We start from the raw sequence: 26,596 nt of genomic DNA, 5'->3' as shown, positions 1-26,596 counted from the left end.
GCCGCGGCGCTCAGCGCGCGGCTTCGAGTGCCGGATTCGGGTCGATGGTGTTGCGCCGCTCCAGGGCCGCCACGTCGACCACCGTGTAGGGGCGTCCCTCCGGCGGCGCGTCGGTGACCTGCACTACGCCGTGTTCGTCGCGCCAGCGGTAGAGCACCAGGCCGCCCCGGTCGGCGGCCGTGGGCGGCATCGCGTCGGATGCAGGCGCGGACGCCGGGGCCTGGGGTTCGCGCGCCTGCCACCAGGCGAGCACGCCGGCACCCAGGGCGCCGGCCACGAACGCCCACGCCAGCCGCATGGGCTAGCCCGCGGGGGAGGTGCAGTAGGCCTTGACCGCGGCCTGCGCCAGTTCCAGCTGGGCCGCGCGCTCGGCGTCGTTCAGGGCCCGGCCCGGCTGGCCGTCCTCGCCGGCCTCGTGCACGGGCTGCCCGCTGCCGAGCGCGGCCACGTTCGCCCGCGCCGTGGCGCAGTTCGGGTTCTCTTCCACCTCCTGCGGCGCGGCGGCCTGGGCCGAGCTGGCGCCGGCCGCGGTGATCTGCCGGAGCTGGTAGGCGCCGCTGGGCGGCGGCGTCTGCGAGTAATGGGTGACGCCATTGGCGTCCTTCCACTGGTAGACCTCGCCGGACACGGCCGCGGGGGCGGCCACCAGGCCTGCGACGAGCACCAGAAGCGGGAGGCGGGGCATCGGCAAGACTCCTGCAGGAGCGTGATCGTGCGCCGATTGCAGCATCGCCGCGGCGCCGGCGCAAGCGCGTGGGCGCCGAAACGTGACTGCCGGCGCCGTGGCGGCGGCGCTACACTGCGCGCATGGAGCCCCAGACCCCGCCGCCAGCGCGCGGCCGCGGCATCTACCTGCTGCCCAACCTGTTCACCACCGGCGGCCTGTTCGCGGGCTTCTTCGCGATCATCGCCGCGTCCCAGGGCCGCTACGGCGCGGCCTGCATCGCGATCTTCGTGGCCGCGATCCTGGACGGGATCGACGGCCGGGTGGCGCGACTGACCAATACCCAGAGCGAATTCGGCGTGCAGTACGACTCGCTGGCCGACCTGGTGAGCTTCGGCATGGCCCCGGCGCTGGTGATGTACCACTGGGCGCTGGTGTCGATGAAGCTCGACGGGACCACCCTGGGCAAGATCGGCTGGCTGGCCGCCTTCCTGTACGCCGCCTGCGCGGCCCTGCGGCTGGCCCGCTTCAACAGCCAGGTGGGCACGGTCGACCGGCGGTGGTTCATCGGCCTGGCCAGCCCGGCGGCGGCCGGCCTGATGGCCAGCTTCGTGTGGACTTGCCACGAACTCGACTACGCCGGCGAGCAGTTGCGCTACGCGGCGTTGGGGGTGACCGTCGTGGCCGGCCTGTTGATGGTCAGCCGCCTGCGCTACAACAGCTTCAAGGGCAGCGGCACCGGGCCGCGTGCGGAGCGGGTGCCGTTCGTGGCGCTGCTGATCGCGGTCGGGGTGCTGATCGCGCTGTGGGTGGATCCGCCCAAGACCCTGCTCGCAGCGTCCACGCTGTACGCGCTGTCGGGCCCGGTGATGTGGTTCTGGCGTCGCCAGGACGGGGCGCGCGCGGGGGCGGCATGAGTTTCGACCCGCTGCAGCGCGAGTGCCTGGAGGCGATGGGTTTCACGGTCCTGGCGCTGGCCAGCCGGCCCGGCGTGGAAGCCGCATCGCCGGGCGTCGTGCCCACGCCGGCGCCCGAGCGCCCGGACCGGCTGCTGCAGGCGCTGGTGCGCGCCGCCGGCCGCGACCCGGCCGATCCCGTCGCCCTGGAAACGTGCCGGAGCCTGTTGCCACCCGGCGGCCTGCGCGACGCCCGCGCGCGTCGCGCGCTGTGGCCGCGGCTGCGCGCGCTGCGGGCCAGGGCGGCGCGGGGATGAGCGTGGGGGTGCCCGCCGGCCAGCCGCGCACCCGGCTGCGGCCGATGCGCGAGGAGGACCTCGAGGCGGTGATGCGGATCGAGCTGCGCGCCTATCCCTTCCCCTGGACCCAGGGCATCTTCCGCGACTGCCTGCGCGCCGGCTATCCGGCGTGGATCCTGGAATCGGACGCGGGGCCGATCGGCTACGGCGTGCTGAGCGTGGGCGCGGGCGAAGCGCACCTGCTCAACGTGTGCATCGAGCCCGGCCACCAGGGCCAGGGCCACGGCCGGCGGTTGCTGCGCGGGCTCGAGCGCGTGGCGCGCGGGCAGGGCGCGCGACGCGTGTTCCTGGAGGTGCGCCCGTCCAACCCGGCCGCGATCGCGCTCTACCAGGACGAAGGCTTCAACGAGATCGGCCGACGCCCGCGCTATTACCCCGCGCATGGCGGGCGCGAGGACGCGATCGTAATGGCCAAGGAACTGCTGTTCGACGACTGGGCCTGAGCGCCCGCCCCGTGGACGGGGAGGGGCGCCCGGGCGGCGCGCCGGTTCAGCCCAGGCGCGCGCGCTGCACGGTCAGCGCTTCGTGCTGTGCGGTCCAGTCGGCCAGGCGCTGGCGCTCCTGTTCGACCACCGCGGCCGGCACCTTCTCGCTGAACTTCGCCAGCTTGGCCTGGCTTTTTTCCTTCTCGCCCGCCACCCGCGCGATCTCGCGGTCCAGGCGCGCGCGCTCGGCCTCCAGGTCGACCAGGCCTTCCAGTGGCACGAACAGCCTGAGCTCGCCGACCAGGCCGGCGGCGGCCGGCGGCGGCTCGCCCTCGATCGCGTCGATCCGCTCGAGCCGGGCGAGGAAGCGCAGCTGCGCGGCGAAGCGCTGCAGGCGCGCGTGGTCGTCCGCGCCACCGTCCTGGACCAGCAGCGCCACCTGGCGGTTGGGCGAGACGCCCAGCTCGCTGCGGATCCGGCGCAGCGCGGTGACCATCGCCTTGAGCCATTCCACGTCGGCCTCCGCGCGCGCGTGGTCGCCGGCGAAGTCGCCCGGCTCGGGGTAGCGCTGCAGCGAGATCGTGGCGCCTTCGATGCCCAGGCGCGGCGCGACGTGGCGCCACAGTTCCTCGGTGACGAACGGGACCAGCGGATGCAGCAGGCGCAGCAGCGCCTCGAGCACGGCCAGCAGGGTGCGGCGGGTGCTCGCCGCGGCGACCGCGTCGTCGCCGTTGAGCGCGGGCTTGGCCAGTTCCACGAACCAGTCGCAGAACTCGTTCCAGGCGAACTCGTACAGCGCCTGCGCGAGCAGGTCGAAACGGTAGCTGGCGAAGTGCTCCGCGGCCTCGGCCGCGGTGGCGGCGAGGCGGGCGAGGATCCACTTCTCGGCGTCGGTGGCCGGCGACGCCGGGGCCGTGGCGGCGTCGAAGCCCTGCGTGTTCATCAGCACGAAGCGGGTCGCGTTCCACAGCTTGTTGCAGAAGTTCTTGTAGCCCTCGGCGCGGCCGAGGTCGAACTTGATGTCGCGGCCCGGGCCCGCCAGCGCGGCCATGGTGAAGCGCAGCGGGTCGGCGCCGTGCGCGGCGATGCCGTCGGGGAACTCCTTGCGCGTGGCCTTTTCGATCTTCGGCGCGTCCTTGGGCTTCATCAGCCCGGTGGTGCGCTTGGTGACCAGTGCGTCGGCGCTGATGCCGTCGATGATGTCGAGCGGGTCGAGGATGTTGCCCTTCGACTTGGACATCTTCTGCCCGTCCTTGTCGCGGACCAGGCCGGTGATGTAGACGTCGTGGAACGGGATCTTCCCGGCCAGCGCGTCGGTCATCATCACCATGCGCGCGACCCAGAAGAAGATGATGTCGAAGCCGGTGACCAGCACGCTGCTGGGCACGAACGCGTCGAAGCCGCGCTCGCGCATCGCCGCCTCGTCCGGCCAGCCCATGGTGCTGATCGGCCACAGCGAGGACGAGAACCAGGTCTCGAGCACGTCGCTGTCCTGGCGCAGCGGCAGGTCGCAAGACAGGCCCGCGCGCGCGCGCGCGTCGGCCTCGTCGCGGCCGACGTACACGTTGCCCTGGTCGTCGTACCAGGCCGGGATGCGGTGGCCCCACCAGAGCTGGCGGCTGATGGTCCAGTCCTGGATGTTCTCCATCCAGTGGCGGTAGGTGTTGATCCAGTTCGGCGGGACGAACTTCACCTGCCCGGATTCGACCAGTTCCATCCCGCGCCGGCCCATCCGGTCCATGCGCACGAACCACTGGTCGGTGAGATAGGGCTCGATCACCTGCCCGCTGCGGTCGCCGCGTGGCACCTGCAGCCTGTGCGGCTTCGTCTCCGCGAGCAGGCCCAGCGCCTCGAGGTCGGCGAGCACGGCCTTGCGTGCCTCGTATCGGTCGAGGCCGCGGTACCGCTCCGGAATCCCGTGCAGCCACGTCCCGTCCATGACCCCCGCTTCGAGGGCTTCGGTTGCTGTCTGCGCCACGGCGCCGTATGTCTTGTCTCCCTCACCCCCGATGATCTTCGCATCCGGCGTGAAGATGTTGATCATCGGCAGGCCGTGGCGCTGGCCCACCGCGTAGTCGTTGAAGTCGTGCGCCGGGGTGACCTTGACCACGCCGGTGCCGAAGTCGCGGTCCACGTAGGCGTCGGTGATCAGCGGGATGCGGCGGCCGCTCAGCGGCAGCTCGACGAAGGCGCCGTGCAGGGCGGCGTAGCGCGGGTCGTCCGGGTGCACCATCACCGCGGTGTCGCCGAGCATGGTCTCGGGACGGGTGGTGGCCACGACCAGGTAGTCGCGCGTCTCGCGCAGCACCTCGTTGCCGGCGGCGTCGCGCTCGACGTGTTCGTACGTGCGGCCATCGGCCAGCGGGTAGCGGATCGACCACAGGAAGCCGTCCTCCTCCTCGCTCACTACCTCGAGGTCGGAGACCGCGGTCTGCAGCACCGGGTCCCAGTTCACCAGGCGCTTGCCGCGGTAGATCAGGCCCTGTTCGTGGAGGCGCACGAAGGCCTCGACCACCGCCTTCGACGGGCCCTCGTCCATGGTGAACACCTTGCGCGACCAGTCGCCCGAGGCGCCCAGGCGCCGCATCTGGCGCTCGATGGTGTCGCCCGACTGCTGCTTCCACTCCCAGACCTTCGCGATGAAGCCCTCGCGGCCGAGCGAATCGCGCGTCTCGCCGGTGCCGGCGATGGCGAGGTTGCGGCTGACCACCATCTCGGTGGCGATGCCGGCGTGGTCGGTGCCCATCTGCCACAGCGTGCGGTAGCCGCGCATGCGGTGGTAGCGCACCAGCGCGTCCTGCAGCGTGTGCTGGAAGGCGTGGCCCATGTGCAGGGTGCCGGTGACGTTCGGCGGCGGCAGCAGGATGGTGTAGGCCGGGCCGTCGCCGCGCGGGGCGAACACGCCCGACGCCTCCCATTCGGCGTAGAGGCGCGATTCGAAGCTGCCGGGGTCGTAGCTGGGGGCGAGTTGGTCGGTCATGGCGGTCGTGTGATCGGCGGTGCGTCGCGGCGGGCCGGCGGCCCCGGAAACGGGGGCGGCGCCGGGTCGCGGCTGAAGCCGCTCCTACATGTCGTACTTGTTGAGTTCGAAGCCCTGGGCCTTGTAATGCCTCCAGCGCTCGCGCAGCGGGCCGCGCGCGGATTCGTCGGCCGGCACCACTTCCAGCACCCGCTCGAAATCCCCGGCGACCGGCGCGTCGCGCAGGTTGAGCACCAGCGGCCGCATCGGCGTGTCGGTGTGCGGGTCGGCGATCAGGACCGGGGTGACGTCGTCCTCGTCATCGCGGCCGGCGATCTGGTGCGGGATGTACTCGTCTTCGCCCATGTCCCAGAGCAGATCGTCGAGTTCCTCGGCCTGGGCCGTGTCGCGCGCCAGCACCAGGGTCCACAGGTCGGCGCGGTAGGCCTTGCGCACCAGTTCGCAGACCAGCCGCAGGGGCTGGTCGCGGAAACGGGGCTTGGCGATCAGGTAGAAGTCGGCGCGCGGCATGGCGGGGCAGGGGTTCCTTTCAGGGGCGGTCGGTCACCTCGGTCCGGGCCGGGCGGCGCGGTCGCGGGCGGCCCGCCACGCCGCCGGCCTCAGCGGGCCGCGGCGCGGTCGAGCAGCCACTGGCTGAGCAGGCCCACCGGCCGGCCGGTGGCCATGCCCATCTTGCCGTCGCTGTTGGCGCTGCCCGCGATGTCCAGGTGCGCCCAGCGCTGGCCCTCGGCGAAACGCGAGAGGAAGCAGCCGGCGGTGATCGCGCCGCCCCAGCGGCCACCGATGTTGTAGACGTCGGCGAAGTTGGAGTCGAGCAGGCTCTGGTACTCGTCCCAGAGCGGCAGGCGCCAGGCGCGGTCGAAGACGGCCTCGCCCGCGGCCAGCAGCTCGTCGGCCAGGTCGTCGTGCTTGCTCATCAGTCCGGAGGCGTGGCGGCCGAGTGCGACCATGCAGGCGCCGGTCAGCGTGGCCACGTCCACCAGCGCCTGCGGATTGAAGCGCTCCGCATAGGTCAGTGCGTCGCACAAGATCAGCCGGCCCTCGGCGTCGGTGTTGCCGACCTCGATGGTCTTGCCCGACATCGAGGTGATGACGTCGGACGGGCGGTAGGCATTGCCGTCGATCGCGTTCTCGACCGCGGGCACCACCACCACCAGGTTGATCGGCAGCTTGAGTCCGACCGCGGAGACGAAGGTGCCGAGCACGCCGGCCGCGCCGCACATGTCGTACTTCATCTCCTCGATGCCGCCCTGGGTCTTGAGGTTGACCCCGCCGGTGTCGAAGGTGATGCCCTTGCCCACCAGCACGTAGGGACGGGCGCCGCCGCCGCCGTTCCACTTCAGCACCACCAGGCGCGGGCGGTTGGTCGAGCCGCGTGCGACCGCGAGCAGCGCGCCCATGCCCAGCTGCTCCATCTGCGCCTCTTCCAGCACCTCGACCTCGACGCCCTCGGTGCGCGACGCGAATTCACGCGCCTGTCCGGCGACGTAGGCCGGGTTGCAGATGTTCGGCGGCAGGTTGCCCAGTTCGCGCGCGAATTTCACGCCCGCGGCGATCGCCTTGCCCTGGGCCAGCGCCTGCTCGTCGTCGCCCTGGACGGCGAGCGCGGACAGGCCGCTCTCCTCGCGCTTCTTGTTCTTGGCGCCGAGGGTGGCGACGTAACGGTACGCGGCATGGTCGGCGGCGATCACCGCCTGGCGCACCGCCCAGGCCGCGTCGCGGCCCTCGACCGGCAGCTCGGTCAGCGTCAGCAACGCCTTCTTCACGGGCCCGGTACGCAGCGCGCGCACCGCGTCGGCCACGGCCTTGAGGTACTGCGGCACGCCGAACTTGGCGCGCTCGCCGAGTCCGACCACCAGCACCCGGGGCGCGGCCACGCCGGGCAGGTCGTGCAGCATCTGGGTGCGGCCGGCGGCGCCGGGCACGTCGCCGCGCGCGGCGAGCGCGGCCAGGCGACCCTCGCGGTCGAGCGACTGCGCGGCGGGGGTGAGCGCGCCGCCGGTGAACGCGCCTACCACGATGCAGTCGGTCGCGACGTCCGCGGCCGGGCCACGGTTCAGGGTGAATTCGAGGGTCATTGATCAGATTCCGAGGGGACTTACGTACAATCGGCGCCCGGACGCGGCCTTGCGGGCCCCGGGACGCGCCGAGGCCGTGCCGGCACGGCCCGGACGCAATGCCCTAAGTCTAATCCAAGCCCCCAACCGATGCCGAAGCTCGACAGCTACCTGTTCCGCGAATTCGCGCAGACCACGTTCGCGGCGCTGGTGGTGCTGATGGTCGTGAGCCTGGGCGCGGTGTTCGCCGACGTGCTGGGGGACATCGTCCGTGGCCGGGTCCCGGCGGGGATGATGCTGGCCCAGCTCGGGCTGCAGGTGCTCAACTACCTGCCGCTGATCCTGCCCCTGGGCCTGATGCTCGGCCTGCTGATGGCGGTGGGGCGGCTGTACCGGGACAGCGAGATGCCGGTGCTGACCTCGGTCGGGGTCGGCCCGGTGCGGATGCTGCGCCCGCTGATGATGCTGGTGGTGCCGTTCGTGCTGGTGATCGCGGCCTGTTCGATGTGGCTGGGGCCGTGGGCGCGGGAGTATTCGCAACGGATGATCGAGATCGGCCAGCGCAGCCTGCTGGTCGCGGGCCTGGAGGCCGGGCGCTTCGTCGAACTGCCCGGCGGGGGCGGGGTGGTGTACGCCAATGCCATGTCCAACGACGGCACCCGGCTCGGGCGGGTCTTCATCTACCGCCAGCAGGACGGCCGGATGGACGTTACCTCGGCCCGCACCGGCACCCTCACCGTCGAAGGCACGACCCGCTACCTGACCCTGGACGAGGGCTTCCGGGTCGAAGGGCCGATCGACGGCGGCAAGGATTTCCGGCTGATGCGCTACGCCAGCAACGAGGTGCGGCTGCCCGATGCCGAATCGCGCGATATCGACGCCGACCCCGAACTGATGTCCACCGCTGCCCTGCTGGGCGACGGACGCGCCGAGGCCCGTGCGCAGCTGCATTTCCGCATCGCCCCGCCGCTGCTGGCGCTGGCCTTCGCGCTGCTGGCGGTGCCGCTGGCGCGCAGCCCGCCGCGGCAGGCGCGCTGGGGCCGGATCCTGATGGGCCTGCTGGCCTACGTGTTCGGGGTGAACCTGATGCTGCTGGGCAGCAACGGCCTGGCCTCGGGCAAGCTGCCCACCGCGGTGGGCCTGTGGTGGCTGCTGCTGCCGTTGCTGGCGCTCGGGGCCTGGATGTACTTCGGCGACGGGCGCATGCGCCGCCCGCGGCGGCGGTCATGAGCGGGGCGTCGCGATGAGGCCGCTGCTGCGCCTGCACGACGTCCTGGTGGCCCGGGTGGTGATCGGCACCGTGCTGCTCACCTGGGCGGTGCTGACCGGGCTCGACCTGGTGCTGGCCACCGTCGACGAGCTGCGCAGCGTGGGCCAGGGCCGCTACGGCATGTTCGAGGCGGTCACCTACATCGCCCACACGATCCCGCGGCGCCTGTACATGATGTTCCCGACCGCGGCGGTGATCGGGTCGCTGATGGGCCTGGGCCAGCTGGCGGCCAGCTCCGAGCTGACCGCGCTGCGCGCGCTGGGGCTGTCGCGCAAGCGCCTGGCGGCGTCGGTGGCGCTGCCGCTGCTGCTGCTGACCGGACTGATGATGGTCAACGCCGAGACGCTCGGCCCGTGGGCGCAGCGCAGCGGCGACATGATGAAGTCGGCCGCGCGTTCGAACGACATGATCGTGGCCCAGTTCTCGGGCCTGTGGGCGCGCGAGGGCGACATCTTCCTCAACGCGCAGTCCGGGCGCGAGCGCAGCGAGGCGGGCGACAGCTGGCTGGAGCTGGACGACGTGCGCCTGTTCGAGTTCGAGCCCGACGGCCGCCTGGCTTCGGTGGCGCACGCGCGGGTGGCCGAGCACCGGCCCAGCGGCTGGCTGCTGCGCGATGTGCTGCGCACGCGCTTCGAGGAGCGCTCGCTGACCCAGTCCAGGGTGCCCGAGGAGCACTGGGAGTCGAGCCTGGACGCGGCCGCGCTGGCCGCCAACGCCAGCCTGTGGCGGCCGCGCTACATGAGTTCGGCGGAACTGCGCCAGGGCATCGACTACCGTCGGCGCAACCAGCTCGACGCCAGCGAGTTCGAGGAACACTACTGGGGCCACTGGTTCTATCCGCTCAACGTGCTGGCGCTGTGCCTGGCGGCGATTCCGTTCGCCTTCGGCAGCCTGCGCAGCGGCGGCCTGGGCCGGCGCCTGTTCATCGGCGTGGTGTTCGCGCTGGGCTTCTGGCTGCTGCAGACCCAGGTGGTGAAGCTGGCTGCGGTGTACGGCTTCGACTACCGCCTGGCCTACTCGATTCCGCCGCTGGCGATGCTCGCCGTGTCCTGGTTCCTCTTCAGGCGCAGGAGCGGGTAAGCCGGATGCGCCCGCGAGGCACTGCCCCGCGCGCTCCGGACGCCCGGTGCGCTGTGCCGGCCGGCGTTTGAGCAGGTTCCGCGAGTGTGCTTGCGGGGACCGGCCTCGCGACCATCACCGCAGCTTCGGTACCCGCACCACCCGCGTGCCGCTCGCCCGGTCGTGCCAGGTGAGCCGGTCGCGGTCGAACCAGCCCCACCACAGGCCCAGCCCGGCCGCCAGCACCGACACCGTGGCCACCGCGTAGCGCAGCCACAGCGCCTTGCGGCCGGGCACCGAGCCGTCCATGGCCTCCACCCGGAGACGCCACGGCCGCATGCCCAGGGTCTGGCCGCCGCGCCGCCAGCTGGCGGTGGCGTAGATCCCCGTGACCGCCCAGCAGCTGGCCCACAGCAGCCATTGCAGCGGGCTGAAGGGCGCGATGTTCTCGCGCGGATGGTGGTGCCCGAGCCACGTGTAGGCGACGGTGAACACCGCCGACAGCAGCAGCCACAGCGCCAGCACTGGCAGCAGGTCGTAGGTCATCGCCAGCAGCCGGCGTCCGACGTAGGCGGACGGGCGATCGGGGGTGGACGGGGCGGGGTCGGTGGCCATCGCCACAGGATAACGGCTCGCGCCGTCGGCTAAGCTGGCGCCATGTCGAGCACCACACCGGCCGAACGGCGCCGGCGCATGAACGCGCTGCCGCCGCTGCGCGAGTCCGACGCCGACGCCATCAACGGCTTCCTCGACGCGCTCTGGGCCGAGACCGGGGCGGCGCGCAACACCCTGGACGCATACCGCCGCGACCTGGAAGGCATCGCCCGCTGGCGCGACGGCGCCGGCGGGGGGCTGGCCGCGCTCGACCGCGCGGCGCTGTTCGACTACCTGGCCATGCGCAGCCGCGAAGGCTATTCGCCGCGCAGCAATGCGCGCCTGTTGACGGCGCTGCGTGCGTTCTTCGCCCACCTGCGGCGCCGGGGGGTGCGCGACGACGACCCGGTGGCGCTGGTCGAGCCGCCCCGGCAGCCGCGGCCGTTGCCCAAGGCATTGGGCGAAGCTCAGGTGGCGGCGCTGCTGGACGCCCCCGACGTGGGCACCCCGACGGGGCTGCGCGACCGCGCGATGCTGGAACTGATGTATGCCTGCGGCCTGCGCGTGGGCGAGCTGGTGCAGCTGCCGGCCACTGCGGTCAACCTGCGCCAGGGCCTGCTGCGGGTCACCGGCAAGGGCGGGCGCGAACGGCTGGTGCCCATGGGCGAGGAGGCCCAGCACTGGCTGGAGCGCTACCTGTCGCAGGCGCGGCCCGTGCTCGCCGGCGGGCGCACCGTGCCGGCGCTGTTCCTCGGGCCGGACGGCCACCCGCCCAGCCGGCAGCGGTTCTGGGCCACGGTGAAGCAGGCCGCGGCCGCGGCGGGGATCGACCCGGCCCGGATCAGCCCGCACGGGTTGCGCCACAGCTTCGCCACCCACCTGCTCAACCACGGCGCCGACCTGCGCGCGCTGCAGATGCTGCTGGGCCACAGTTCGCTGTCGACCACCCAGATCTATACCCTGGTGGCGCGCGAGAAGCTGCGCCAGCTCCACGCCAGGCACCACCCCCGGGGCTGATTCCGCCGGTTGTGCTGCGCCGCCGCAAGGCTCCGGGCGCGTCCGATGTTAGCGTTAACATTTTTCGTCCCAGGGGATTTGCCATGCGTCGACCCGTCCATTCCGTCCCGCGCCCGCGGCGCCGGTTGCTGTCCTGCGTCCTCGCCGCCGCCCTGCTGGTCCCCGGCCTCGCCGGGGCCGTGCCGCTGGAGCTCAACGAGTTCGAGTACTTCCACAAGCGCGGACTGGACGTGCTGGCCTTCAACAACTACTACGACGGCCTGTTCAGCGACGCCAAGCATGCCGGCGTGGAGCTGATCCACCACGGCGTGCGCACCGCGACCAATGGCGACGTGCGCCTGAGCCCGACGCCCGAGCAGTGGGACCCGGTGGCGCTGATGGTCGACCGCAAGGTCGACCGGCGGACCGGCACCGTCACCACCCGCCTGGGCTATGCCGACCACGGGTTCGAGTACGACATCCGGGTGGCACCGGCGGGCGAGGGGGTGCGCATCCAGGTGGTGCTGGACCGGCCGCTGCCGCGCTCGCTGCAGGGCAAGGCGGGCTTCAACCTCGAGTTCCTGCCGTCGGCCTACTGGGGCAAGAGCTGGGTCACCGACACCGGCAGCGGCCAGCTGCCGCTGTACCCCGCCGGGCCGACCGCGCGCGGCGACGACGGCAAGCCGGTGCGGCTGCCGATGGCCACCGGCCGCAGCCTCACCCTGGCCCCGGAAGATCCGCAGCGCCGGGTCACGATCCGGGCGGCGACCGGCGAGATCGGCATCTACGACGGCCGCAACCAGGCCCAGAACGGCTGGTACGTGGTCCGCGGCCTGCTGCCGTCCGGGCGCACCGGCGTGGTCCTGGAGTGGACCCTGGAAGCGTCCACCGTGCCCGGCTGGACGCGCCCGACCGTGATCGGCCATTCGCAGGTGGGCTACCACCCGGCGCAGCGCAAGGTCGCGGTGCTCGAGGCCGACCGCTACGCGGACGCCCTCGGCCGGATCCGCCTGCTGCGCATCGACGCCGACGGCAGCGAACACCAGGTGCATGCCGCCGACGCAGAGCACTGGGGCCGCTACCTGCGCTACGAGTACCACACCTTCGACTTCTCCCACGTGCGCGAGCCGGGCATCTACGTGATCGAGGGCGCGGGCCAGCGCAGCAACGCCTTCCGCATCGCCGAAGACGCCTACGCCAACGCCTGGCAGCCCACGCTGGACGTGTTCTTCCCGGTGCAGATGGACCATATGTTCGTCAACGAGGCCTACCGGGTCTGGCACGGCCGCCCGCACATGGACGACGCCCGCCAGGTGGAGCCGGGCCGGCAGCACTTCGACCTGTACGGGCAGGGGCCGGACCTGGACTCGCCGTTCCAGCCGGGCGAGCACATCCCGGGCCTGAACTACGGCGGCTGGTTCGACGCCGGCGACTACGACATCCGCACCCAGACCCACTACGCCACCGTGATGTCGCTGGTGGACGTGTGGGAGGAGTTCCGGCCGCTGCGCGACGAGACCAGCATCGACCAGGAGAAGCAGCACGTCGAGATCCACGTGCCCGACGGTGTGCCCGACCTGCTGCAGCAGATCGAGCACGGCACCCTGGCGCTGATCGCCCAGCACCGCGTGTTCGGCCACGCCATCCCCGGCATCGTCGAGCCGGACCTCGGCCAGTACACCCACCTGGGCGATGCGGCCAGCAAGACCGACGGCAAGGTCGACGATCCGGACGATCCTCACTCGCCCAACGACGACCGCCTGGCTTTCACCACCAACACCACGGCGCTCAACTACGGCTCGGCCGCGGCCCTGGCCGCCGCCAGCCGCGCCCTGCGCGGCTACAACGACGCGCTGGCCGAGGAGTGCCTGGCCACCGCGGTGAAGGTGTGGGATTTCGAGCATTCGCGCGAGCCCAACCTGTTCCGGGTCGGCAACACCACCGGCGGCGATCCCCAGGACGAGGAGCTGCGCGCGGCGGTGCAACTGCTGGCCACCACCGGCGAGGCCAGGTACGCCGACCGGATCGTCGAGCTGTGGCCGGCGATCGACGAGCGCTTCGGCTTCAACGGGCCGCTGGTGGTGCAGGTGCTCGACCACATGGACGCGGAGTTCCGCGCGCGCATGCGCGAGCGTGCCGCCAGGTTCCGGGACGAGCGCGCGCAGATGGTGGCCGAGAACCCGTACGGGGTGCTGATCACCCGCGGCGGCTGGGCCGGCAACGGCGCGGTGATCGGCATGGCCAACGGCAACTACCGCCTGCACAAGGCGTTCCCCGAGCTGTTCGACATCGAGCCGACCCTGCAGGGGCTCAACTACCTCTACGGCACCCACCCCGACTCGAACATCTCGTTCGTCTCGGCGGTGGGCGCGAAGTCCAAGCAGGTGGCCTACGGCATGAACCGGGCCGACTTCAGCTTCATCGCCGGCGGGATCGTGCCGGGGGTGCTGGTGCTCAAGCCCGACTTCCCCGAGAACAAGGAAGACTGGCCGTTCTTCTGGGGCCAGAACGAGTACGTGATCAACCTGGGCGCCAGCTACATCTACCTGGTGCACGCGGCCCAGGCCCTGCTCGAGGGGCGCTAGCCGGGTGGCGGGGCGGGGCCGCGGCGCGGCCCCGCGACGGCCGTATGCAGCGGCGCGGCCAGCCGGCAGGGCCCGGCCGCACCGCGGCCGGGCTCAGCCGGGCAGCGAATTGGCCAGTGCGAACACCAGTGCCAGCACCAGCGCGGCGCGCAGCAGCAGGATGCCGGCCTGCTCACCCAGCCTGCGGAACCTGAAGTCCGGAACGCGCATCGACGTCGTCCTCGCCCGCCTTCCCCACGGGCATGTACGCAGCAGCAAGCAGGATCCGTGCCCGGCCGAAGCGCGAACGGGAGCACGGAAATCGGGGCCTTGAGTGACGCATTGCGTCGGTTCCCGCCGGTCGACTGCCGCGGACTGGCGCGGCGGCGCCTGCGCGTCGTGGCTGAAACGGACAAGCCCCCTGGGCGGGGGCTCGGACCGGATCTGGCGGGGAGGGGGGGATTCGAACCCCCGAGGCGCTATAAACGCCTGCCTGATTTCGAGTCAGGTACATTCAACCGCTCTGCCACCTCCCCGGGACGCGGGTGTCGCGCGGTCCCGGCGCTGAATGCCGGGGGCGCAATGATACGGGCCGGGCTGCCCCCGGACAAGGCGCGAGGCTAGACTGGCCGGCCCCAACGTCGCTGGAAACCGTCCCCATGTCAGAGATTTCGGTGCCCGTTTCGTTCGGCGAGCTGCTGGACAAGATCTCGATCCTGCAGATCAAGTCCGAGCGCATGACCGACCCCGGCAAGCTGGCCAACGTGCGCAAGGAACTGGCCGCGCTGGAGAACACCTGGATGGCGCATCCGGCGGCCGGCAAGGACATCGCCCGCCTGCGCGCCGAACTCAAGGCCGTGAACGAGCGGCTGTGGGACATCGAGGACCGGATCCGGCTCAAGGAGCGCGACCAGGCCTTCGACGAGGAATTCATCCGCCTGGCGCGCAGCGTGTACTTCGAGAACGACGTGCGGGCGCGGGTGAAGAAGGAGATCAACCTCGCCCTGGGCTCGGCCTACGTGGAAGAGAAGTCCTACCAGGACTACGGCAGCGGCTCGGGCGCCTGAGCGTCCGGGCCGGTCATCCCTGCCCCGGACCGCGGCGCGACGCCGCGGTGTCGGCGTAGTCGGGTTCGCGGAATGGCAGCAGCAGCTTTTCGAGCAGGCCCGGCTCGCGCGGCCCGATCCCGGTCTGTTCCACCGGCCCTTCCGAATACGTGCCGAACAGGCGGTCCCACAGGATCGCGTTGCAGGCGTAGTTGGTGTTGCTCTGCTCGAACACCAGCGAGTGGTGCCTGCGGTGCTGGTTGGCGTTGGTGAACACCCAGCGCAGCAGCGGCGTGTCGATGTCGAGGTTGGCGTGGGCGATCGAGGTGTTCACCACCGCCAGCACGGTCGCCCCGGCGAGGGCATTGGCGCCCGCCCCGAACAGGCCGGCCAGCAGCACGGTCGGCAGCGCGAGCAGCAGGACCTCGAACGGGTGGTTGGCACCGGTGTTGAGCGCGTGCAGGTTGTGGAAGGCATGGTGGAAGCCGTGCCCGCTGGCCCGCCACAGCCAGCCCCAGCGGTGCACCGCGCGGTGGATCCAGTAGTAGATGAAGTCCGAGGCCAGGAACAGCAGCAGCACCTGGGCCAGCAGTGGCCAGTCCGTCGGCCAGCCGAGGCCGAGCGCCTCGCGGGTCCTGGCCAGGGCGGGCAGCAGCGTGTGGCCGTACCAGGTCAGCACCAGCTGCAGCATCACCAGGGTGAGCAGGTAGAGGCCGACGAGCGTGGCCTTTTCGGCGGGACGCTGGCGCCAGCGCGGCACCGCCGGCACCAGCCGCTCCAGCACGGCGAGCACCAGGTGGGCGCCGGCCAGCGAAAGGATCGCGGCCGTGCCCTCGTCGAGGTCGAGGGCGATCCACAGCGCCAGCGCGCCCGCCAGCAGCAGCGGCTGGGCGGTGGTGCGGACGGCCCGGCGCAGCCGGGGCCTGGGCGACGGGGGCTGGTTCGCGCGCATCATCGTTCCAGTGCGGGGTCGTCGCGGCAACGCTAGCGCCACAGGCCGGGGGAGGCATGTGCCGGAGGCCATGCCCCGGCGCGGCCTCCCGGCGGGTCAGCCGCGGTCGGCGACGTAGCGCTCGAACGCGGCGATGGCGTCGTCGACGGTCACCAGCTCCATCACCCCGTCGAACTCGATCTTGGTGCCCCACTTCAGCTCGGCCGCGGGCTTGCCCAGGTACTTGCGGGCCGCGTCGTCGTAGCGGTCCACGCAGTAGCGGCGGTCGGAATAGGGGCCGCTGCGGGCAGGATTGCTGGCCGCGTGCAGGCCCAGCACCTTCGTGCCCATCGCATTGGCGATGTGCATCGGGCCCGAGTCGGGCGTCATCACCAGGTCGGCGCGGGCGAGCAGGGCGGGCAGCTGCTTGAGGGTGTCCTTGCCCACCAGGTCCAGCGCCGGGGCCCGCATCGCGGCGAGGATGGCGTCGGCGGTCTCGCGCTCGAGCCGGCTGCGCCCGCCGCACAGCACCACCCGCCAGCCGCGGGACGCGGCGTGGTCGGCGACCGCGGCGTAGCGGTCGGGGTACCAGTTGCGGCGCACGTGGCTGGAGCAGGGCGAGATCACCAGGGCGGGCGTGCCGTCCTCGGGCCACTGCGCGCGGGCCCAGTCGTGCGCCTCGCCGGGCACCGGCAGGTCCCAGCGCACGGTCCGCTGGCGCAGGCCCAGCGGCTCGCAGAAGCTGCCGATGGCGTCGAGCACGTGGATGCCGGGACGGTCGGGGATGCGCTCGCGCACGAACAGGCCGTGCAGGTCTTTCGAGCGCGAACGGTCGTAGCCGATCCGGCGCCGCGCCGGCAGGAAGGCCGAGAGCAGGTTGGCGCGGGCCGCCACCTGCATCTGCAGCAGCGCGTCGAAGCGGCGGCCGTGCAGCTCGCGGCGCAGGGCACGCATGCCGGCCAGGCCGCTCTTCTTGTCGTAGACCAGGAACTCGACCCCCGGCAGGCCCTGCAGCAGCCGGTGCTCGCCGGTGCCGATCACCCAGGTCAGCGCCACCTCCGGCCAGGCCGAGCGCAGGGTGTGCACCAGCGGCAGCACGTGGGTCACGTCGCCCAGGGCCGACAGCCGCAGCAGGCAGATCGAACGGGGGGCTTCGGGAACATGCGCCACGGCTTGCTAGACTCGATGGATGGTCATGGCCGCGTTCGACGCCAATGAGAGCCTGACGCCCTTCCACGACGAGCGTGGCAGCGGGGAATATGGCGCGATTCTGTTCGACTCCACGCAGTTGCGGCAAGTCGACCCGCGCTGGTTCGACCCGCTGGAGTGGGGATCGCGTGCACAGGAAGTGGGCGGCAGCGGCCGCGGCGGGGCCTGGTTCATCGAGGCCAGCCATGGCCCGCTGGTGCTGCGCCAGTACCTGCGCGGCGGCATGGCCGCCCGCTTCAGCCGCGACCGCTACCTGTGGCGCGGCGCGCACCGCACCCGCGGCTTCGCCGAGTTCCGCCTGCTGCGCGAACTGCTGCGGCGCAAGTGCCCGGTGCCGGTGCCGGTGGCCGCGTGCTACCTGCGCGGGCGCGCCACCTACCGGGCCTGGATCATCATCGAGCGCCTGACCGACGTGCAGTCGCTCGGGGCGCTGGCGCTGGCCGACCCCGAGGGCGCGCCGTGGGAGGCCACGGGGCGGCTGGTGGCGCGCGTCCACCGCGAAGGGCTCGACCACGTCGACCTCAATGCCCACAACATCCTGTTCGACTCCGCCGGAAAGGGCTGGATGATCGACTTCGACCGCTGCCGCATGCACATCCCGGCCACCGCCTGGCGCGAGCGCAACCTGGCGCGGCTGCAGCGATCGCTGCGCAAGCTGGCGGGGCCGGAGGGCCGCGAGGCGGTCGATGCCGGCTTCGCGCGCCTGCGCCAGGCCTACGACGCGCGCTGGGCCCGGGGGATCTGACGATGGCCGCGGTCGCCGCGCCGGCATGGGCCCTGCGCTTCCAGGGCGTGGGCAATGCCTCGGCCACGGAGCTCGGCACGCCCATGGCCACGATCGAGCGCGCCGGCGCGCCCTGGCTGACCATCGACTGCGGCAGCGAGGGCCTGAGCGCCTACCTGGACCACTACGGAGAGCCGCCGCGCGCGATCTTCGTCACCCACGTGCATCTGGACCACGTGGGCGGGTTCGAGCGCCTGTTCGTGTCCGAATACTTCGACCCGGCCAGGCGGGGGCGGATGCCGCTGTACGTGCCGGCGCCGGTCGTGCCGCTGCTGCACCGGCGCGTGGCCGACTACCCCAATGTACTGGCCGAGGGCGGGGCGAACTTCTGGGACGCGTTCCGGCTGGTGCCGGTGGGCGAGGCGTTCTGGCACGACGGCCAGCGCCTGGAGGTGTTCCCGGCGCGCCACCACTGGCCCGACACCGCCTTCGGCCTGCGCCTGCGCGGCAGCCTGGCCTACACCGGCGACACCCGGCCGATCCCGGAGCAACTGCGGCGCCACGCCGATGCCGGGGAGCTGGTGGCGCACGACTGCGGCCTGCACGGCAATCCGTCCCACACCGGAATCGACGATCTCGAGCGCGAATACCCGCCCGAACTGCTGTCGCGCTGCGTGCTCTACCACTACGGGTCCCGGGCCGACGGCGAGGCGCTGGCCGCGCGCGGCTTCCGGGTGGCGCGTCCGGGCGAGGCGTTCACCCTGGACGCGCCGGTGGCGCCGGACGCCGGCGGATGAGCATGGCGCCGCAGCCGCCCGCGGCGCCGCGCGACCGCCTCGGCCGGCCGCTGCGCGACCTGCGGCTGTCGGTGATCGAGGCCTGCAACTTTCGCTGCGGCTACTGCATGCCCGCCGACCGGGTGCCCGACGACTACGGCCTGGATGCCGCCAGCCGCCTGTCGTTCGGCCAGATCGAGACCCTGGTGCGCGCCGCGGCGCGCCTGGGCGTGACCAAGCTGCGCCTGACCGGCGGCGAGCCGCTGCTGCGCAAGGGGCTGGCGGCGCTGGTGGCGCGGCTGGCCCGCGTCGAGGGCATCGAAGACCTGGCCATGACCACCAACGGCGCGCTGCTGGCGCCGCACGCCGCGGCCCTGCGGGCGGCGGGGCTGCGCCGGCTGACGGTGAGCCTGGACGCGCTGGATCCGGACGTGTTCCGCGCGCTGTCCGGGCACCGCGGCCGGGTGGAGGACGTGCTGGCGGGGATCGCCGCGGCCGAGGCCGCGGGCTTCGGCCCGCTGAAGATCAACTGCGTGGTCCAGCGCGGCGTCAACGAGGACCAGGTGCTGCCGCTGGTGGCGCGGTTCCGCGGCACCGGCCACGTGCTGCGCTTCATCGAGTACATGGACGTGGGCACGTGCAACGGCTGGCGCCGCGACGGCGTCGTGCCCTCGTCCGAGCTGCGCGCGCGCATCCACGCGCGCTGGCCGCTGCGGCCGCTGGACGCCCAATACCGCGGCGAGGTGGCCGAGCGCCATGGCTTCCTCGACGGCGGGGGCGAGATCGGGTTCGTCAGCTCGGTGACAGCGCCGTTCTGCGGCGACTGCCACCGGGCGCGGGTGTCGGCGGACGGGCGCCTCTACACCTGCCTGTTCGCGGACGCGGGCACCGACCTGCGGGCCGCGATCGAAGCCGGGGAGGCAGCCGTGGCCGCCCGCCTTGCGGAGCTGTGGCGCGCGCGCGCCGACCGCTACAGCGAGATCCGCGGCAGCGGCCGCACGCCCCGGCGCCGGGTGGAAATGTTCCTGGTCGGTGGCTGAGGCCTGCCGCCCGTGGCGGGTCCGCGGGCAGGGCCTGCGCCAGCGCGGCTATCATGCCCGCATGAGTCGCGCCGCGAAGCCGAAGCTGACCCACCTCGACGACGAGGGCCGTCCGGCCATGGTCGACGTCTCCGCCAAGGCGGCCACCACGCGCGAGGCGCGGGCCGAATGCCGGGTGCGCTTTCCGGCCCCGGTCGCCGCCGCACTGCGCGGGTCCGGGTTGCGCAGCGCCAAGGGCGGCATCGTCGACACCGCGGTAATCGCCGGGACGATGGCGGTCAAGCGCACCCACGAACTGATCCCGTTCTGCCATCCGCTGCCGATCGACGGCGTGCGCATCGCCATCGACTGGCACGGCGAGCGCGAGCTTCGGATCGAGTGCGCGGTGAAGACCACCCACCGCACGGGCGTCGAGATGGAGGCCCTGACCGGCGCCACCGTCGCCGCGCTCACCGTGTACGACATGTGCAAGGCGCTCTCGCATGCGATCGTACTCGGCCCGGCGAAGCTGCTGGGCAAGCGCGGCGGCAAGCGCGACTTCGGGAGCGTGGGCTGATGGCCAGGGTGACGCTGCTGTACTTCGCCAGCCTGCGCGATGCCGCCGGCGCGGCGTCGGAACCGCTGGAAACCGCGGCGCCGGACCTGGTCGCGCTGTATGCCGAGGCGCAGGCGCGGCACGGCTTCGCGCTTCCCGTCGAACGCCTGCGCGTGGCGGTGGACGGCGCCTTCGCCGACTGGCGCGACGCGGTGCGCGACGGCAGCGAGGTCGCCTTCATCCCGCCGGTGTCCGGCGGCTGAGCGGGAGCCGCGCGCATGCCGTCGCCGCGTTTCCGGATCGCCGATGCACCGTTCGACATCGCGCCGCTGCACGCGCGCCTGCAGCATGAGCGCGCCGGCGCGTGCGCCAGTTTCGAGGGCCGGGTGCGCGACCACAACGATGGCCGCCCCGTGCGCGGCCTGCGCTACGAGGCCTATGTCGAACTGGCCGAGGCCGAGGGCGCACGCATCCTGGACGAAGCGCTGGCCAGGTTCGACATCCTCGAGGCCTGCGCCGTGCACCGCACCGGCGAGCTGGCGATCGGTGAGCTCGCGGTCTGGGTCGGCGCCAGCGCCGCCCATCGCGACGCCGCCTTCGAGGCCTGCCGCTGGATCATCGACGAGGTCAAGGCGCGCGTCCCGATCTGGAAGCACGAGCGCTACGCCGACGGCGAAGCGGACTGGCTGCATCCCTGCCAGACGGATCCATCCGAGCCATAGGTCCTGCACCCCCCCCCGGTACGGGCGAAGGAGAGTGAACAACCGCGCCGCGCCAATCTGATCGCTCCGCCGAATCGCACTGACACCGTCGCCACGGGCAACACAAGCCGACAGCCGGCCCCAACCTGCCGCCAGAACCGCCTCCGCGACCACGCACACAAGTCCAGGATTCCGAAACCACTGCCATGCGCCACCCGACCGCCCGCCTCGCCCTTCTCCTGCTCGCCTTCGCGACCACGAACTCCACCGCGCAAGACCTCCTCCTCGTCGGCAACAAGACCGACGACACCGTCTGGCAGCTCTCGCTCGAGGATGGCAGGCGCGTCCACGAACTGGCCAGCGGCGCCGGCCCGCATGAGATCGCGGTGTCTCCTGACGGCCGTGTCGCCGTGGTCACCGATTACGGCCAGGAGGAGCCCGGTCGCTCGCTGACACTGGTCGACGTCGCCACCGGCACGGTGCTGCGGTCCATCGATCTCGGCGGGCACCGCCGTCCGCACGGCGTCCGCTTCCTGCCCGATGGCGACGTGCTCGTCACCACCGAGCGCAGCCATGCGCTGCTGAAGGTGGACCTCGACGCGGGCGAGGTGGTGCAGGCGATCGACGTCGGCGACGGGCTCGGCCACATGGTCGCGCTCTCGCGCGACGGGGCGATCGCCTTCGTGAGCAAGATCGTCGTCGGCGCCGTGGTGCGCGTGGACCTGGCCGAAGGCCGCGTCACCCACGAGCGCCCCGCCGGCAAGGGCGCCGAAGGCATCGAGGTCGCGCCCGACGGCACGGTATGGGTGACGAACCGCGGCGAGGACACCGTCACCGTGCACGATCCGGACACGCTCGAGGTGCTGGCCACGCTCGCCAGCGAAGGTTTCCCGATCCGCGTCGTCTTCACCCCCGACGGCCGCCACGCGCTGGTCAGCAACGCCACCGCCGCGACGCTGTCGGTGTTCGACGTCGCCACCCGCGCGCCGGTGGCGACGGTCGCGCTCAAGCCGCAGGGCGAGGCCTTCCGCGACACGATGCTCGGTCGCGACGCGTTGCCGATCGGGATCGCGGTCGATCCCGCCGCGCCGCGCGCGTACGTGGCGATCAGCGGCGCCAACCGCATCGCCGTCGTCGACACGGCGGAATGGAAGGTCGTCGATGCCTGGGAGACCGGCAACGAGCCCGACGCGCTGGGCATCGTCCGCGGAGGCGCGCGATGACGACGCGGCGGGGCCGGGCGATCGCCGCGTGCGCCGTCGTCCCGGTCCTGCTGGTGGCCTGCCGCAGCGTGCCGGTGGAGCCGCCGCCGCCCACCGGCAGCGTCGAGGTGGGCCTGGTGACGCCGCCGCCCGGCGCCACGCGCATGGAACTCGCTGCGAGCCAGCGCTTCGTCTACCCGAACCTCGAGGAACCGGTGGCGATGCCGGTCTATCCGCCCGAACTGCTGCCGCTGCGGCTCGCGCCGCTGGAGCTGTGCGTGGAGGTGGTGATCGGCGAGGACGGCGTGGTCCGCCAGGTGCGGCGGCGCGTGGACGAGGCCTGCCCGGGCGAGGCCGGGCCGCACGAGGCGCGCTTCGCGCAACTGCTCGAGGACGCGGTTGGCCAGTGGACATTCGAGCCGGCGCTGGTCTGCGGCACGCCCGACGGTCGCCCGTCCGAGGACGCCTGCGCGGAGCCGGACGTGGTCGAGACGCCGGTGGCCCTGCGCCTGTCGTACGTGTTCGGATTCAGCCAGCGCGACGGCGAACCCGTCGTCGAACTGCGCGGCGGCCGCCAGGGCGCTGCGGAGGGGCGCTAGCGCGCGGCTACGGTCCGGCGCGCTAGCGCGCCGGCGCCGGGCATGGTCGCGAACCCTGCTAGAATCCGCATCCCGGCCACGCATCGCGTGGCCGGCGTCTTCAATGGTGGCCCCGTCGGCCCCTCGCGACGCTAGGTCGAAAACCCCGCCAGGGCCGGAAGGCAGCAACGGTATCGATCGACGCGGGTGCCGAGGCAAGCTGGCGGGGCCATCGCCATGTGTGGCCTTGGTTGTTGCTAGTGCGCATGGGCGGACAGGTGCTCGCCCATGGCGACGGTGGCAGGTCGCGGCGCTCTGGTGGGCCGGGGCGCGGCTGCGCCACGGTGCCACCCGCTGCGCGGGTGGTCGAACCCCCGCTCGGGGTTCTCACCGCAACCTCCCTCCGCCAGATACGCAAAACGCCCCTTGCGGGGCGCTTCGCATATCTGGCGGAGAGAGGGGGATTCGAACCCCCGAAGCGCTGTTTAGGCGCTTACACACTTTCCAGGCGTGCTCCTTCAACCACTCGGACACCTCTCCGGGAGGCCCGGCGGGCGGCGTTCCTGCCGCGCGCAGGGGGGCGGAAATTCTAGCCGCCGCCACCCTTTACCACAACCGAACGGCGCGGGCCGGGAAGGGTGGGGCGTGCATCGGACCCGGGCAATCGGAGCCGCGGCACGGCACAATGGACGCATGTCCTACCTCGTCCTCGCCCGCAAGTGGCGCCCCCGGCGGTTCGCCGAACTGGTGGGCCAGGAACACGTGGTCCGGGCCCTGAGCAATGCGCTCGAGTCGGGCCGCGTCCACCACGCCTACCTGTTCACCGGCACCCGCGGCGTGGGCAAGACCACGATCGCCCGCATCTTCGCCAAGAGCCTGAACTGCGAGAAGGGCACCGGCGCCGACCCCTGCGGCGAGTGCGAGACCTGCCTGGCCATCGATGCCGGGCGCTACATCGACCTGCTCGAGATCGACGCCGCCTCCAACACCGGCGTGGACAACGTGCGCGACCTGATCGACAACGCGCAGTACATGCCCTCGCGCGGCCGCTACAAGGTGTACCTCATCGACGAGGTGCACATGCTCTCCAAGCCGGCGTTCAACGCGCTGCTCAAGACGCTGGAGGAGCCGCCGGAGCACGTGAAGTTCCTGTTCGCGACCACCGATCCGGAGAAGCTCCTGGTCACGGTGCTGTCGCGCTGCCTGCAGTTCAACCTCAAGCGCCTGGACGAGGAGCAGATCGGCGGGCAGCTCGCGAAGATCCTGGAGGCCGAGGGCATCGCCGCCGAGCCCGGCGCGGTGCGCCAGCTCGCGCGCGCGGCCGACGGCAGCCTGCGCGACGGCCTGTCGCTGCTCGACCAGGCGATCGCCTACAGCGGCGCCGGCGCCGGCGGGGCGGTGCTGTCGGAAGAGGCGGTGGCCGGGATGCTGGGCACGGTCGACCGCAGCCGCATCGGCGCGCTGCTCCAAGCGCTGGCCGACGGCGACGGTGCAGCCCTGATGGCCGGGATCTCGGGGCTGGCGGACATGTCGCCGGACTGGGCCGGGGTGCTCGACGCGCTGGCCGCGGCGCTGCACCGGATCCAGGTGCGCCAGCTGGTGCCCGAAGCCGCGGTCGACCCGGACGGGCTGGACCTGGACGCGCTGGCCGCAGCGCTGCGGCCGGAGGTGGTGCAGCTGTGGTACCAGATGGCGCTGACCGGACGCCGCGACCTGCCGCTTGCGCCGGGGCCGCGCGCGGGCTTCGAGATGAGCCTGCTGCGGATGCTTGCGTTCCGGCCGGCGGGCGGCGCGGGACAGGGGACCGCGACGGCCGGCGGCGGTGCCGCCAGCCGTGGGGCCGCGCGCGACGCTGCCGCGGCCGCGCGCGCGGCGCTGGCCGACGAGCCGCCGTCGGCACGGTCCGGCCCGGGCCGGCGCAATGGCGCCGCGCCTGCAGCGCCGGCACCGCGGATCCCGCCGCCCCCATCCCGGTCCCCGGCGCCGCCGGCGGCTGTGTCCGGGGATCGCGGGATCGCGATTGCGCCGCCGCCGGGCCCCGCCCACCTGGACGCGGCCGGCTGGCTGGACCTGGTCGCGGGCCTGGGCCTGCGCGGCCCGGTGCGCGAGCTGGCCGCGCACGCGGCGTTCATCGACTGGAACAATGGCGTGTTGCGGTTGGGCCTGAGTCCCGCCGACGACCATCTCAAGACCCCGTTCCTGGTGGACCAGCTGGCGAAGGCGCTGGCGCCCGCCCTGGGCGTGGCCCCGCAGCTGCGCTTCGAGGAAGCCGTCCCGCCCGAGGCCGAAACCCTGCACGCGCGCACCGAACGCCAGCGCGACGCGCGCCAGGCCGCGGCCGAGCAGGCGTTCCTGTCCGACCCCCAGGTGCAGCGGCTGATGCAGGAGCGGGGCGCCCGCCTGGTGCCCGACTCCATCCGACCCTACGAAGAAGGCCAGTGAACATGCGTGGAAACATCGCCCAGCTGATGCAGCAGGCGCAGAAGATGCAGGAGAACATGCAGAAGGTGCAGCAGGAGATCGCTGCGCTCGAGGTCACCGGCAGCGCCGGTGGCGGCATGGTCACCGTGACCCTGTCCGGCGCCAAGGAGTGCCGCAAGGTGCGGATCGATCCAAGCGTGCTGTCGGACCCTGAGATGGCCGAGGACCTGGTCGCCGCCGCGTTCAACGACGCCTCCAACCGCATCGACGCCGCCTCGCGCGAGAAGATGGCCGCCGCCACCGCGGGGCTGCCGATCCCGCCCGGGATGAAGCTGCCATTCTGACCGCCGCCGCCGGCCGGGTCGATGCCGCCATGCCGGCGCGCCGCGACTCGGCGCCCGTCCGCACCCGCCCGCCACGCCGATGTCTTCGCTCCTTGAACAGCTGATCGAGGCCTTCCGGATCCTGCCCGGCGTCGGCCAGAAAACCGCCCAGCGCATGGCCTACCACGTGCTCGAGCGCGAACGCGAGGGCGGGCGCCGCCTGGCTGCGGTGCTGGCCGACGCGGTCGAGCGCGTCGGCCATTGCGAGCGCTGCCGGGACTTCAGCGAGGCCCCGGTCTGCGCCACCTGCGCCAGCCAGGCGCGCGACCGCCACCAGCTGTGCGTGGTCGAGTCGCCGGCTGACCGGCTCGCGATCGAGCAGGCCACCGGCTATCGCGGCCTGTACTTCGTGCTGCAGGGCCGCCTGAGCCCGCTCGACGGCATCGGCCCGCGCGAGATCGGCCTCGACCGCCTGGCGCAGCGCCTGGCCGAGGGTGAAGTACACGAACTCATCGTCGCCACCAACCCCACGGTCGAGGGCGAGGCCACGGCCCACTACCTGGCGCAGATCGCACGCCAGCATTCGGTCCGGCCCAGCCGCCTGGCGCACGGCGTGCCGCTGGGCGGAGAGCTGGAATACGTCGATCGCGGCACCTTGTCGCACGCGTTCGGTTCGCGCAGCGAGATGGAGTGAGCGAACGCCGGCGCGGTTGGTGGTCGCCGGCGCGAAACGGCAGAATCGGCGCTCCACCCCACCGGACCCGCAGGACTCCATGCCCACCATCTTCCACCGCATCATGCGCCGGGAACTGCCGGCCGAGATCGTGTTCGAGGACGAGCACGTCATCGCGTTCCGCGACATCGCACCGCAAGCGCCGGTGCACGTGCTGTTCGTGCCGAAGGAAGACTTCGCCACGCTCAACGACGTGCCCGCCGACCGGCCTGAAGTCATCGGCCGCCTGGCGCTCGCCGCGGCCGCCTACGCCAGGGCGCAGGGGTTCGCCGAGGACGGCTACCGGATCGTCATGAACTGCAACGGCGACGGCGGCCAGACCGTGTACCAGATCCACCTGCACCTGCTGGCGGGTGCGTCCCTGGGGCGCTTCGGGACCGGCGCCTGAGGGCCTCCCCCCGCAAACGGGGGGAGGAGCAGAGGACCGGTCGGCCGGAGCGGAGTCCGGGGGGGTGAATACCTGCGACCCCCTCCCCCGCCTGCGGGGGAGGGCCGGGGTGGGGGCCGCCGGTC

Annotated in this window: 28 protein-coding genes, 2 tRNA genes and 1 other RNA gene; 21 read left to right on the top strand and 10 right to left on the bottom strand. The window is 72.4% G+C overall.

The window, feature by feature from the left end; all coding sequences use genetic code 11:
• Positions 1 to 10: 10 nt before the first annotated feature.
• Entirely contained in the window at positions 11 to 298 is a 288-nt protein-coding gene (locus FQY79_RS06060; protein ID WP_146311697.1) for a DUF4124 domain-containing protein, read from the bottom strand.
• A 3-nt stretch (positions 299 to 301) separates the two neighbouring features.
• Positions 302 to 685, bottom strand: a complete 384-nt coding sequence (locus FQY79_RS06055; RefSeq protein ID WP_146311695.1) for a DUF4124 domain-containing protein — start codon at positions 683 to 685, stop codon at positions 302 to 304.
• 122 nt (positions 686 to 807) lie between these two features.
• Between FQY79_RS06055 and pssA the strand changes: the two genes are divergently transcribed.
• The 3 genes from pssA to rimI are packed head-to-tail and all read left to right on the top strand — an operon-like array spanning position 808 to position 2,362.
• Complete coding sequence (gene pssA / locus FQY79_RS06050; RefSeq protein ID WP_146311693.1) at positions 808 to 1,581, top strand: CDP-diacylglycerol--serine O-phosphatidyltransferase; 774 nt, start codon at positions 808 to 810, stop codon at positions 1,579 to 1,581.
• On the top strand, positions 1,578 to 1,877 hold the full coding sequence (locus FQY79_RS06045) for a hypothetical protein (protein ID WP_246123020.1): 300 nt from the start codon (positions 1,578 to 1,580) through the stop codon (positions 1,875 to 1,877). The genes pssA and FQY79_RS06045 overlap by 4 nt, the downstream gene beginning before the upstream one ends.
• The gene (gene rimI, locus FQY79_RS06040; protein ID WP_146311691.1) at positions 1,874 to 2,362 is read left to right on the top strand and encodes a ribosomal protein S18-alanine N-acetyltransferase; all 489 of its coding nucleotides are present in this window, start codon (positions 1,874 to 1,876) and stop codon (positions 2,360 to 2,362) included. The genes FQY79_RS06045 and rimI overlap by 4 nt, the downstream gene beginning before the upstream one ends.
• A gap of 46 nt (positions 2,363 to 2,408) precedes the next feature.
• Here rimI and FQY79_RS06035 read toward each other — a convergent pair whose 3' ends face one another.
• From FQY79_RS06035 to FQY79_RS06025, 3 genes are all read right to left on the bottom strand, one after another.
• Positions 2,409 to 5,324: a valine--tRNA ligase gene (locus FQY79_RS06035; protein ID WP_146311689.1), complete on the bottom strand. Its 2,916-nt coding sequence runs from the start codon at positions 5,322 to 5,324 to the stop codon at positions 2,409 to 2,411.
• Between the two features lie 84 nt (positions 5,325 to 5,408).
• A complete protein-coding gene (locus tag FQY79_RS06030; RefSeq protein ID WP_146311687.1) occupies positions 5,409 to 5,834 on the bottom strand; it encodes a DNA polymerase III subunit chi in 426 nt (141 codons plus the stop codon).
• Positions 5,835 to 5,923: 89 nt separating this feature from the next.
• Positions 5,924 to 7,402 carry a leucyl aminopeptidase gene (locus tag FQY79_RS06025; RefSeq protein ID WP_146311685.1) on the bottom strand — a complete coding sequence of 493 codons (1,479 nt, stop codon included), beginning with the start codon at positions 7,400 to 7,402 and terminating at the stop codon, positions 5,924 to 5,926.
• Positions 7,403 to 7,531: 129 nt separating this feature from the next.
• On the opposite strand from FQY79_RS06025, the gene lptF reads away from it, so the two are divergent.
• Both lptF and lptG read left to right on the top strand, forming a co-directional pair.
• Positions 7,532 to 8,611 (top strand): LPS export ABC transporter permease LptF, encoded by a 1,080-nt coding sequence (gene lptF, locus FQY79_RS06020; protein ID WP_146311683.1) that lies wholly within the window; start codon positions 7,532 to 7,534, stop codon positions 8,609 to 8,611.
• Between the two features lie 13 nt (positions 8,612 to 8,624).
• Entirely contained in the window at positions 8,625 to 9,731 is a 1,107-nt protein-coding gene (gene lptG, locus FQY79_RS06015; RefSeq protein WP_146311681.1) for an LPS export ABC transporter permease LptG, read from the top strand.
• A gap of 114 nt (positions 9,732 to 9,845) precedes the next feature.
• On the opposite strand, the gene FQY79_RS06010 is transcribed toward lptG, so the two are convergent.
• On the bottom strand, positions 9,846 to 10,325 hold the full coding sequence (locus tag FQY79_RS06010; RefSeq protein WP_146311679.1) for an RDD family protein: 480 nt from the start codon (positions 10,323 to 10,325) through the stop codon (positions 9,846 to 9,848).
• Positions 10,326 to 10,367: 42 nt separating this feature from the next.
• Between FQY79_RS06010 and xerD the strand changes: the two genes are divergently transcribed.
• Complete coding sequence (gene xerD, locus FQY79_RS06005) at positions 10,368 to 11,321, top strand: site-specific tyrosine recombinase XerD (RefSeq protein ID WP_146311676.1); 954 nt, start codon at positions 10,368 to 10,370, stop codon at positions 11,319 to 11,321.
• 83 nt (positions 11,322 to 11,404) lie between these two features.
• On the top strand, positions 11,405 to 13,885 hold the full coding sequence (locus FQY79_RS06000) for a glycoside hydrolase family 9 protein (RefSeq protein WP_146311674.1): 2,481 nt from the start codon (positions 11,405 to 11,407) through the stop codon (positions 13,883 to 13,885).
• 424 nt (positions 13,886 to 14,309) lie between these two features.
• On the opposite strand, the gene FQY79_RS05995 is transcribed toward FQY79_RS06000, so the two are convergent.
• A tRNA-Ser gene (locus tag FQY79_RS05995) sits at positions 14,310 to 14,400 on the bottom strand.
• Positions 14,401 to 14,523: 123 nt separating this feature from the next.
• On the opposite strand from FQY79_RS05995, the gene FQY79_RS05990 reads away from it, so the two are divergent.
• A complete protein-coding gene (locus FQY79_RS05990) occupies positions 14,524 to 14,931 on the top strand; it encodes a DUF6165 family protein (protein ID WP_146311672.1) in 408 nt (135 codons plus the stop codon).
• A 13-nt stretch (positions 14,932 to 14,944) separates the two neighbouring features.
• Here FQY79_RS05990 and FQY79_RS05985 read toward each other — a convergent pair whose 3' ends face one another.
• Entirely contained in the window at positions 14,945 to 15,862 is a 918-nt protein-coding gene (locus tag FQY79_RS05985) for a sterol desaturase family protein (RefSeq protein WP_222434248.1), read from the bottom strand.
• Between the two features lie 96 nt (positions 15,863 to 15,958).
• A complete protein-coding gene (locus FQY79_RS05980; protein WP_186759810.1) occupies positions 15,959 to 17,011 on the bottom strand; it encodes a glycosyltransferase family 9 protein in 1,053 nt (350 codons plus the stop codon).
• Between the two features lie 25 nt (positions 17,012 to 17,036).
• On the opposite strand from FQY79_RS05980, the gene FQY79_RS05975 reads away from it, so the two are divergent.
• The 9 genes from FQY79_RS05975 (at position 17,037) to ffs (ending at position 22,836) form a co-directional block, all read left to right on the top strand.
• Positions 17,037 to 17,795 carry a 3-deoxy-D-manno-octulosonic acid kinase gene (locus FQY79_RS05975; RefSeq protein WP_146311919.1) on the top strand — a complete coding sequence of 253 codons (759 nt, stop codon included), beginning with the start codon at positions 17,037 to 17,039 and terminating at the stop codon, positions 17,793 to 17,795.
• Positions 17,796 to 17,797: 2 nt separating this feature from the next.
• Positions 17,798 to 18,571: an MBL fold metallo-hydrolase gene (locus tag FQY79_RS05970; RefSeq protein WP_146311668.1), complete on the top strand. Its 774-nt coding sequence runs from the start codon at positions 17,798 to 17,800 to the stop codon at positions 18,569 to 18,571.
• A 2-nt stretch (positions 18,572 to 18,573) separates the two neighbouring features.
• Positions 18,574 to 19,590, top strand: coding sequence for a GTP 3',8-cyclase MoaA (gene moaA, locus FQY79_RS05965; protein ID WP_425463186.1), 1,017 nt, complete (start codon positions 18,574 to 18,576; stop codon positions 19,588 to 19,590).
• A gap of 61 nt (positions 19,591 to 19,651) precedes the next feature.
• Positions 19,652 to 20,146, top strand: coding sequence for a cyclic pyranopterin monophosphate synthase MoaC (gene moaC / locus FQY79_RS05960; protein WP_027072526.1), 495 nt, complete (start codon positions 19,652 to 19,654; stop codon positions 20,144 to 20,146).
• Positions 20,143 to 20,388 carry a MoaD/ThiS family protein gene (locus FQY79_RS05955; RefSeq protein ID WP_027072527.1) on the top strand — a complete coding sequence of 82 codons (246 nt, stop codon included), beginning with the start codon at positions 20,143 to 20,145 and terminating at the stop codon, positions 20,386 to 20,388. The genes moaC and FQY79_RS05955 overlap by 4 nt, the downstream gene beginning before the upstream one ends.
• Positions 20,389 to 20,403: 15 nt before the next feature.
• Positions 20,404 to 20,847, top strand: coding sequence for a molybdenum cofactor biosynthesis protein MoaE (locus FQY79_RS05950; protein WP_146311664.1), 444 nt, complete (start codon positions 20,404 to 20,406; stop codon positions 20,845 to 20,847).
• A 185-nt stretch (positions 20,848 to 21,032) separates the two neighbouring features.
• The gene (locus tag FQY79_RS05945; protein WP_146311662.1) at positions 21,033 to 22,049 is read left to right on the top strand and encodes a Vgb family protein; all 1,017 of its coding nucleotides are present in this window, start codon (positions 21,033 to 21,035) and stop codon (positions 22,047 to 22,049) included.
• Positions 22,046 to 22,627 (top strand): hypothetical protein, encoded by a 582-nt coding sequence (locus tag FQY79_RS05940; RefSeq protein ID WP_146311660.1) that lies wholly within the window; start codon positions 22,046 to 22,048, stop codon positions 22,625 to 22,627. Before FQY79_RS05945 ends, FQY79_RS05940 begins: the two co-directional genes overlap by 4 nt.
• A gap of 112 nt (positions 22,628 to 22,739) precedes the next feature.
• Positions 22,740 to 22,836, top strand: an RNA gene (gene ffs, locus FQY79_RS05935) — signal recognition particle sRNA small type.
• A 217-nt stretch (positions 22,837 to 23,053) separates the two neighbouring features.
• Here ffs and FQY79_RS05930 read toward each other — a convergent pair.
• Positions 23,054 to 23,146 (bottom strand) — tRNA-Ser (locus tag FQY79_RS05930).
• Positions 23,147 to 23,299: 153 nt separating this feature from the next.
• Between FQY79_RS05930 and dnaX the strand changes: the two genes are divergently transcribed.
• The 4 genes from dnaX (at position 23,300) to FQY79_RS05910 (ending at position 26,471) form a co-directional block, all read left to right on the top strand.
• Positions 23,300 to 25,048: a DNA polymerase III subunit gamma/tau gene (dnaX, locus tag FQY79_RS05925; protein ID WP_146311658.1), complete on the top strand. Its 1,749-nt coding sequence runs from the start codon at positions 23,300 to 23,302 to the stop codon at positions 25,046 to 25,048.
• A gap of 2 nt (positions 25,049 to 25,050) precedes the next feature.
• Positions 25,051 to 25,371, top strand: coding sequence for a YbaB/EbfC family nucleoid-associated protein (locus tag FQY79_RS05920; RefSeq protein WP_146311917.1), 321 nt, complete (start codon positions 25,051 to 25,053; stop codon positions 25,369 to 25,371).
• A gap of 79 nt (positions 25,372 to 25,450) precedes the next feature.
• Positions 25,451 to 26,044: a recombination mediator RecR gene (gene recR, locus FQY79_RS05915; protein WP_146311656.1), complete on the top strand. Its 594-nt coding sequence runs from the start codon at positions 25,451 to 25,453 to the stop codon at positions 26,042 to 26,044.
• A gap of 79 nt (positions 26,045 to 26,123) precedes the next feature.
• Positions 26,124 to 26,471, top strand: coding sequence for a histidine triad nucleotide-binding protein (locus FQY79_RS05910; RefSeq protein ID WP_146311654.1), 348 nt, complete (start codon positions 26,124 to 26,126; stop codon positions 26,469 to 26,471).
• The last annotated feature ends 125 nt before the right edge of the window (positions 26,472 to 26,596 follow it).

This window comes from Luteimonas wenzhouensis (assembly GCF_007859305.1).
In the GTDB taxonomy this organism is placed as follows: domain Bacteria; phylum Pseudomonadota; class Gammaproteobacteria; order Xanthomonadales; family Xanthomonadaceae; genus Luteimonas; species Luteimonas wenzhouensis.
Note: the sequence above shows the minus strand (reverse complement) of the source record. Positions and strands in the feature narration are given on the sequence as shown.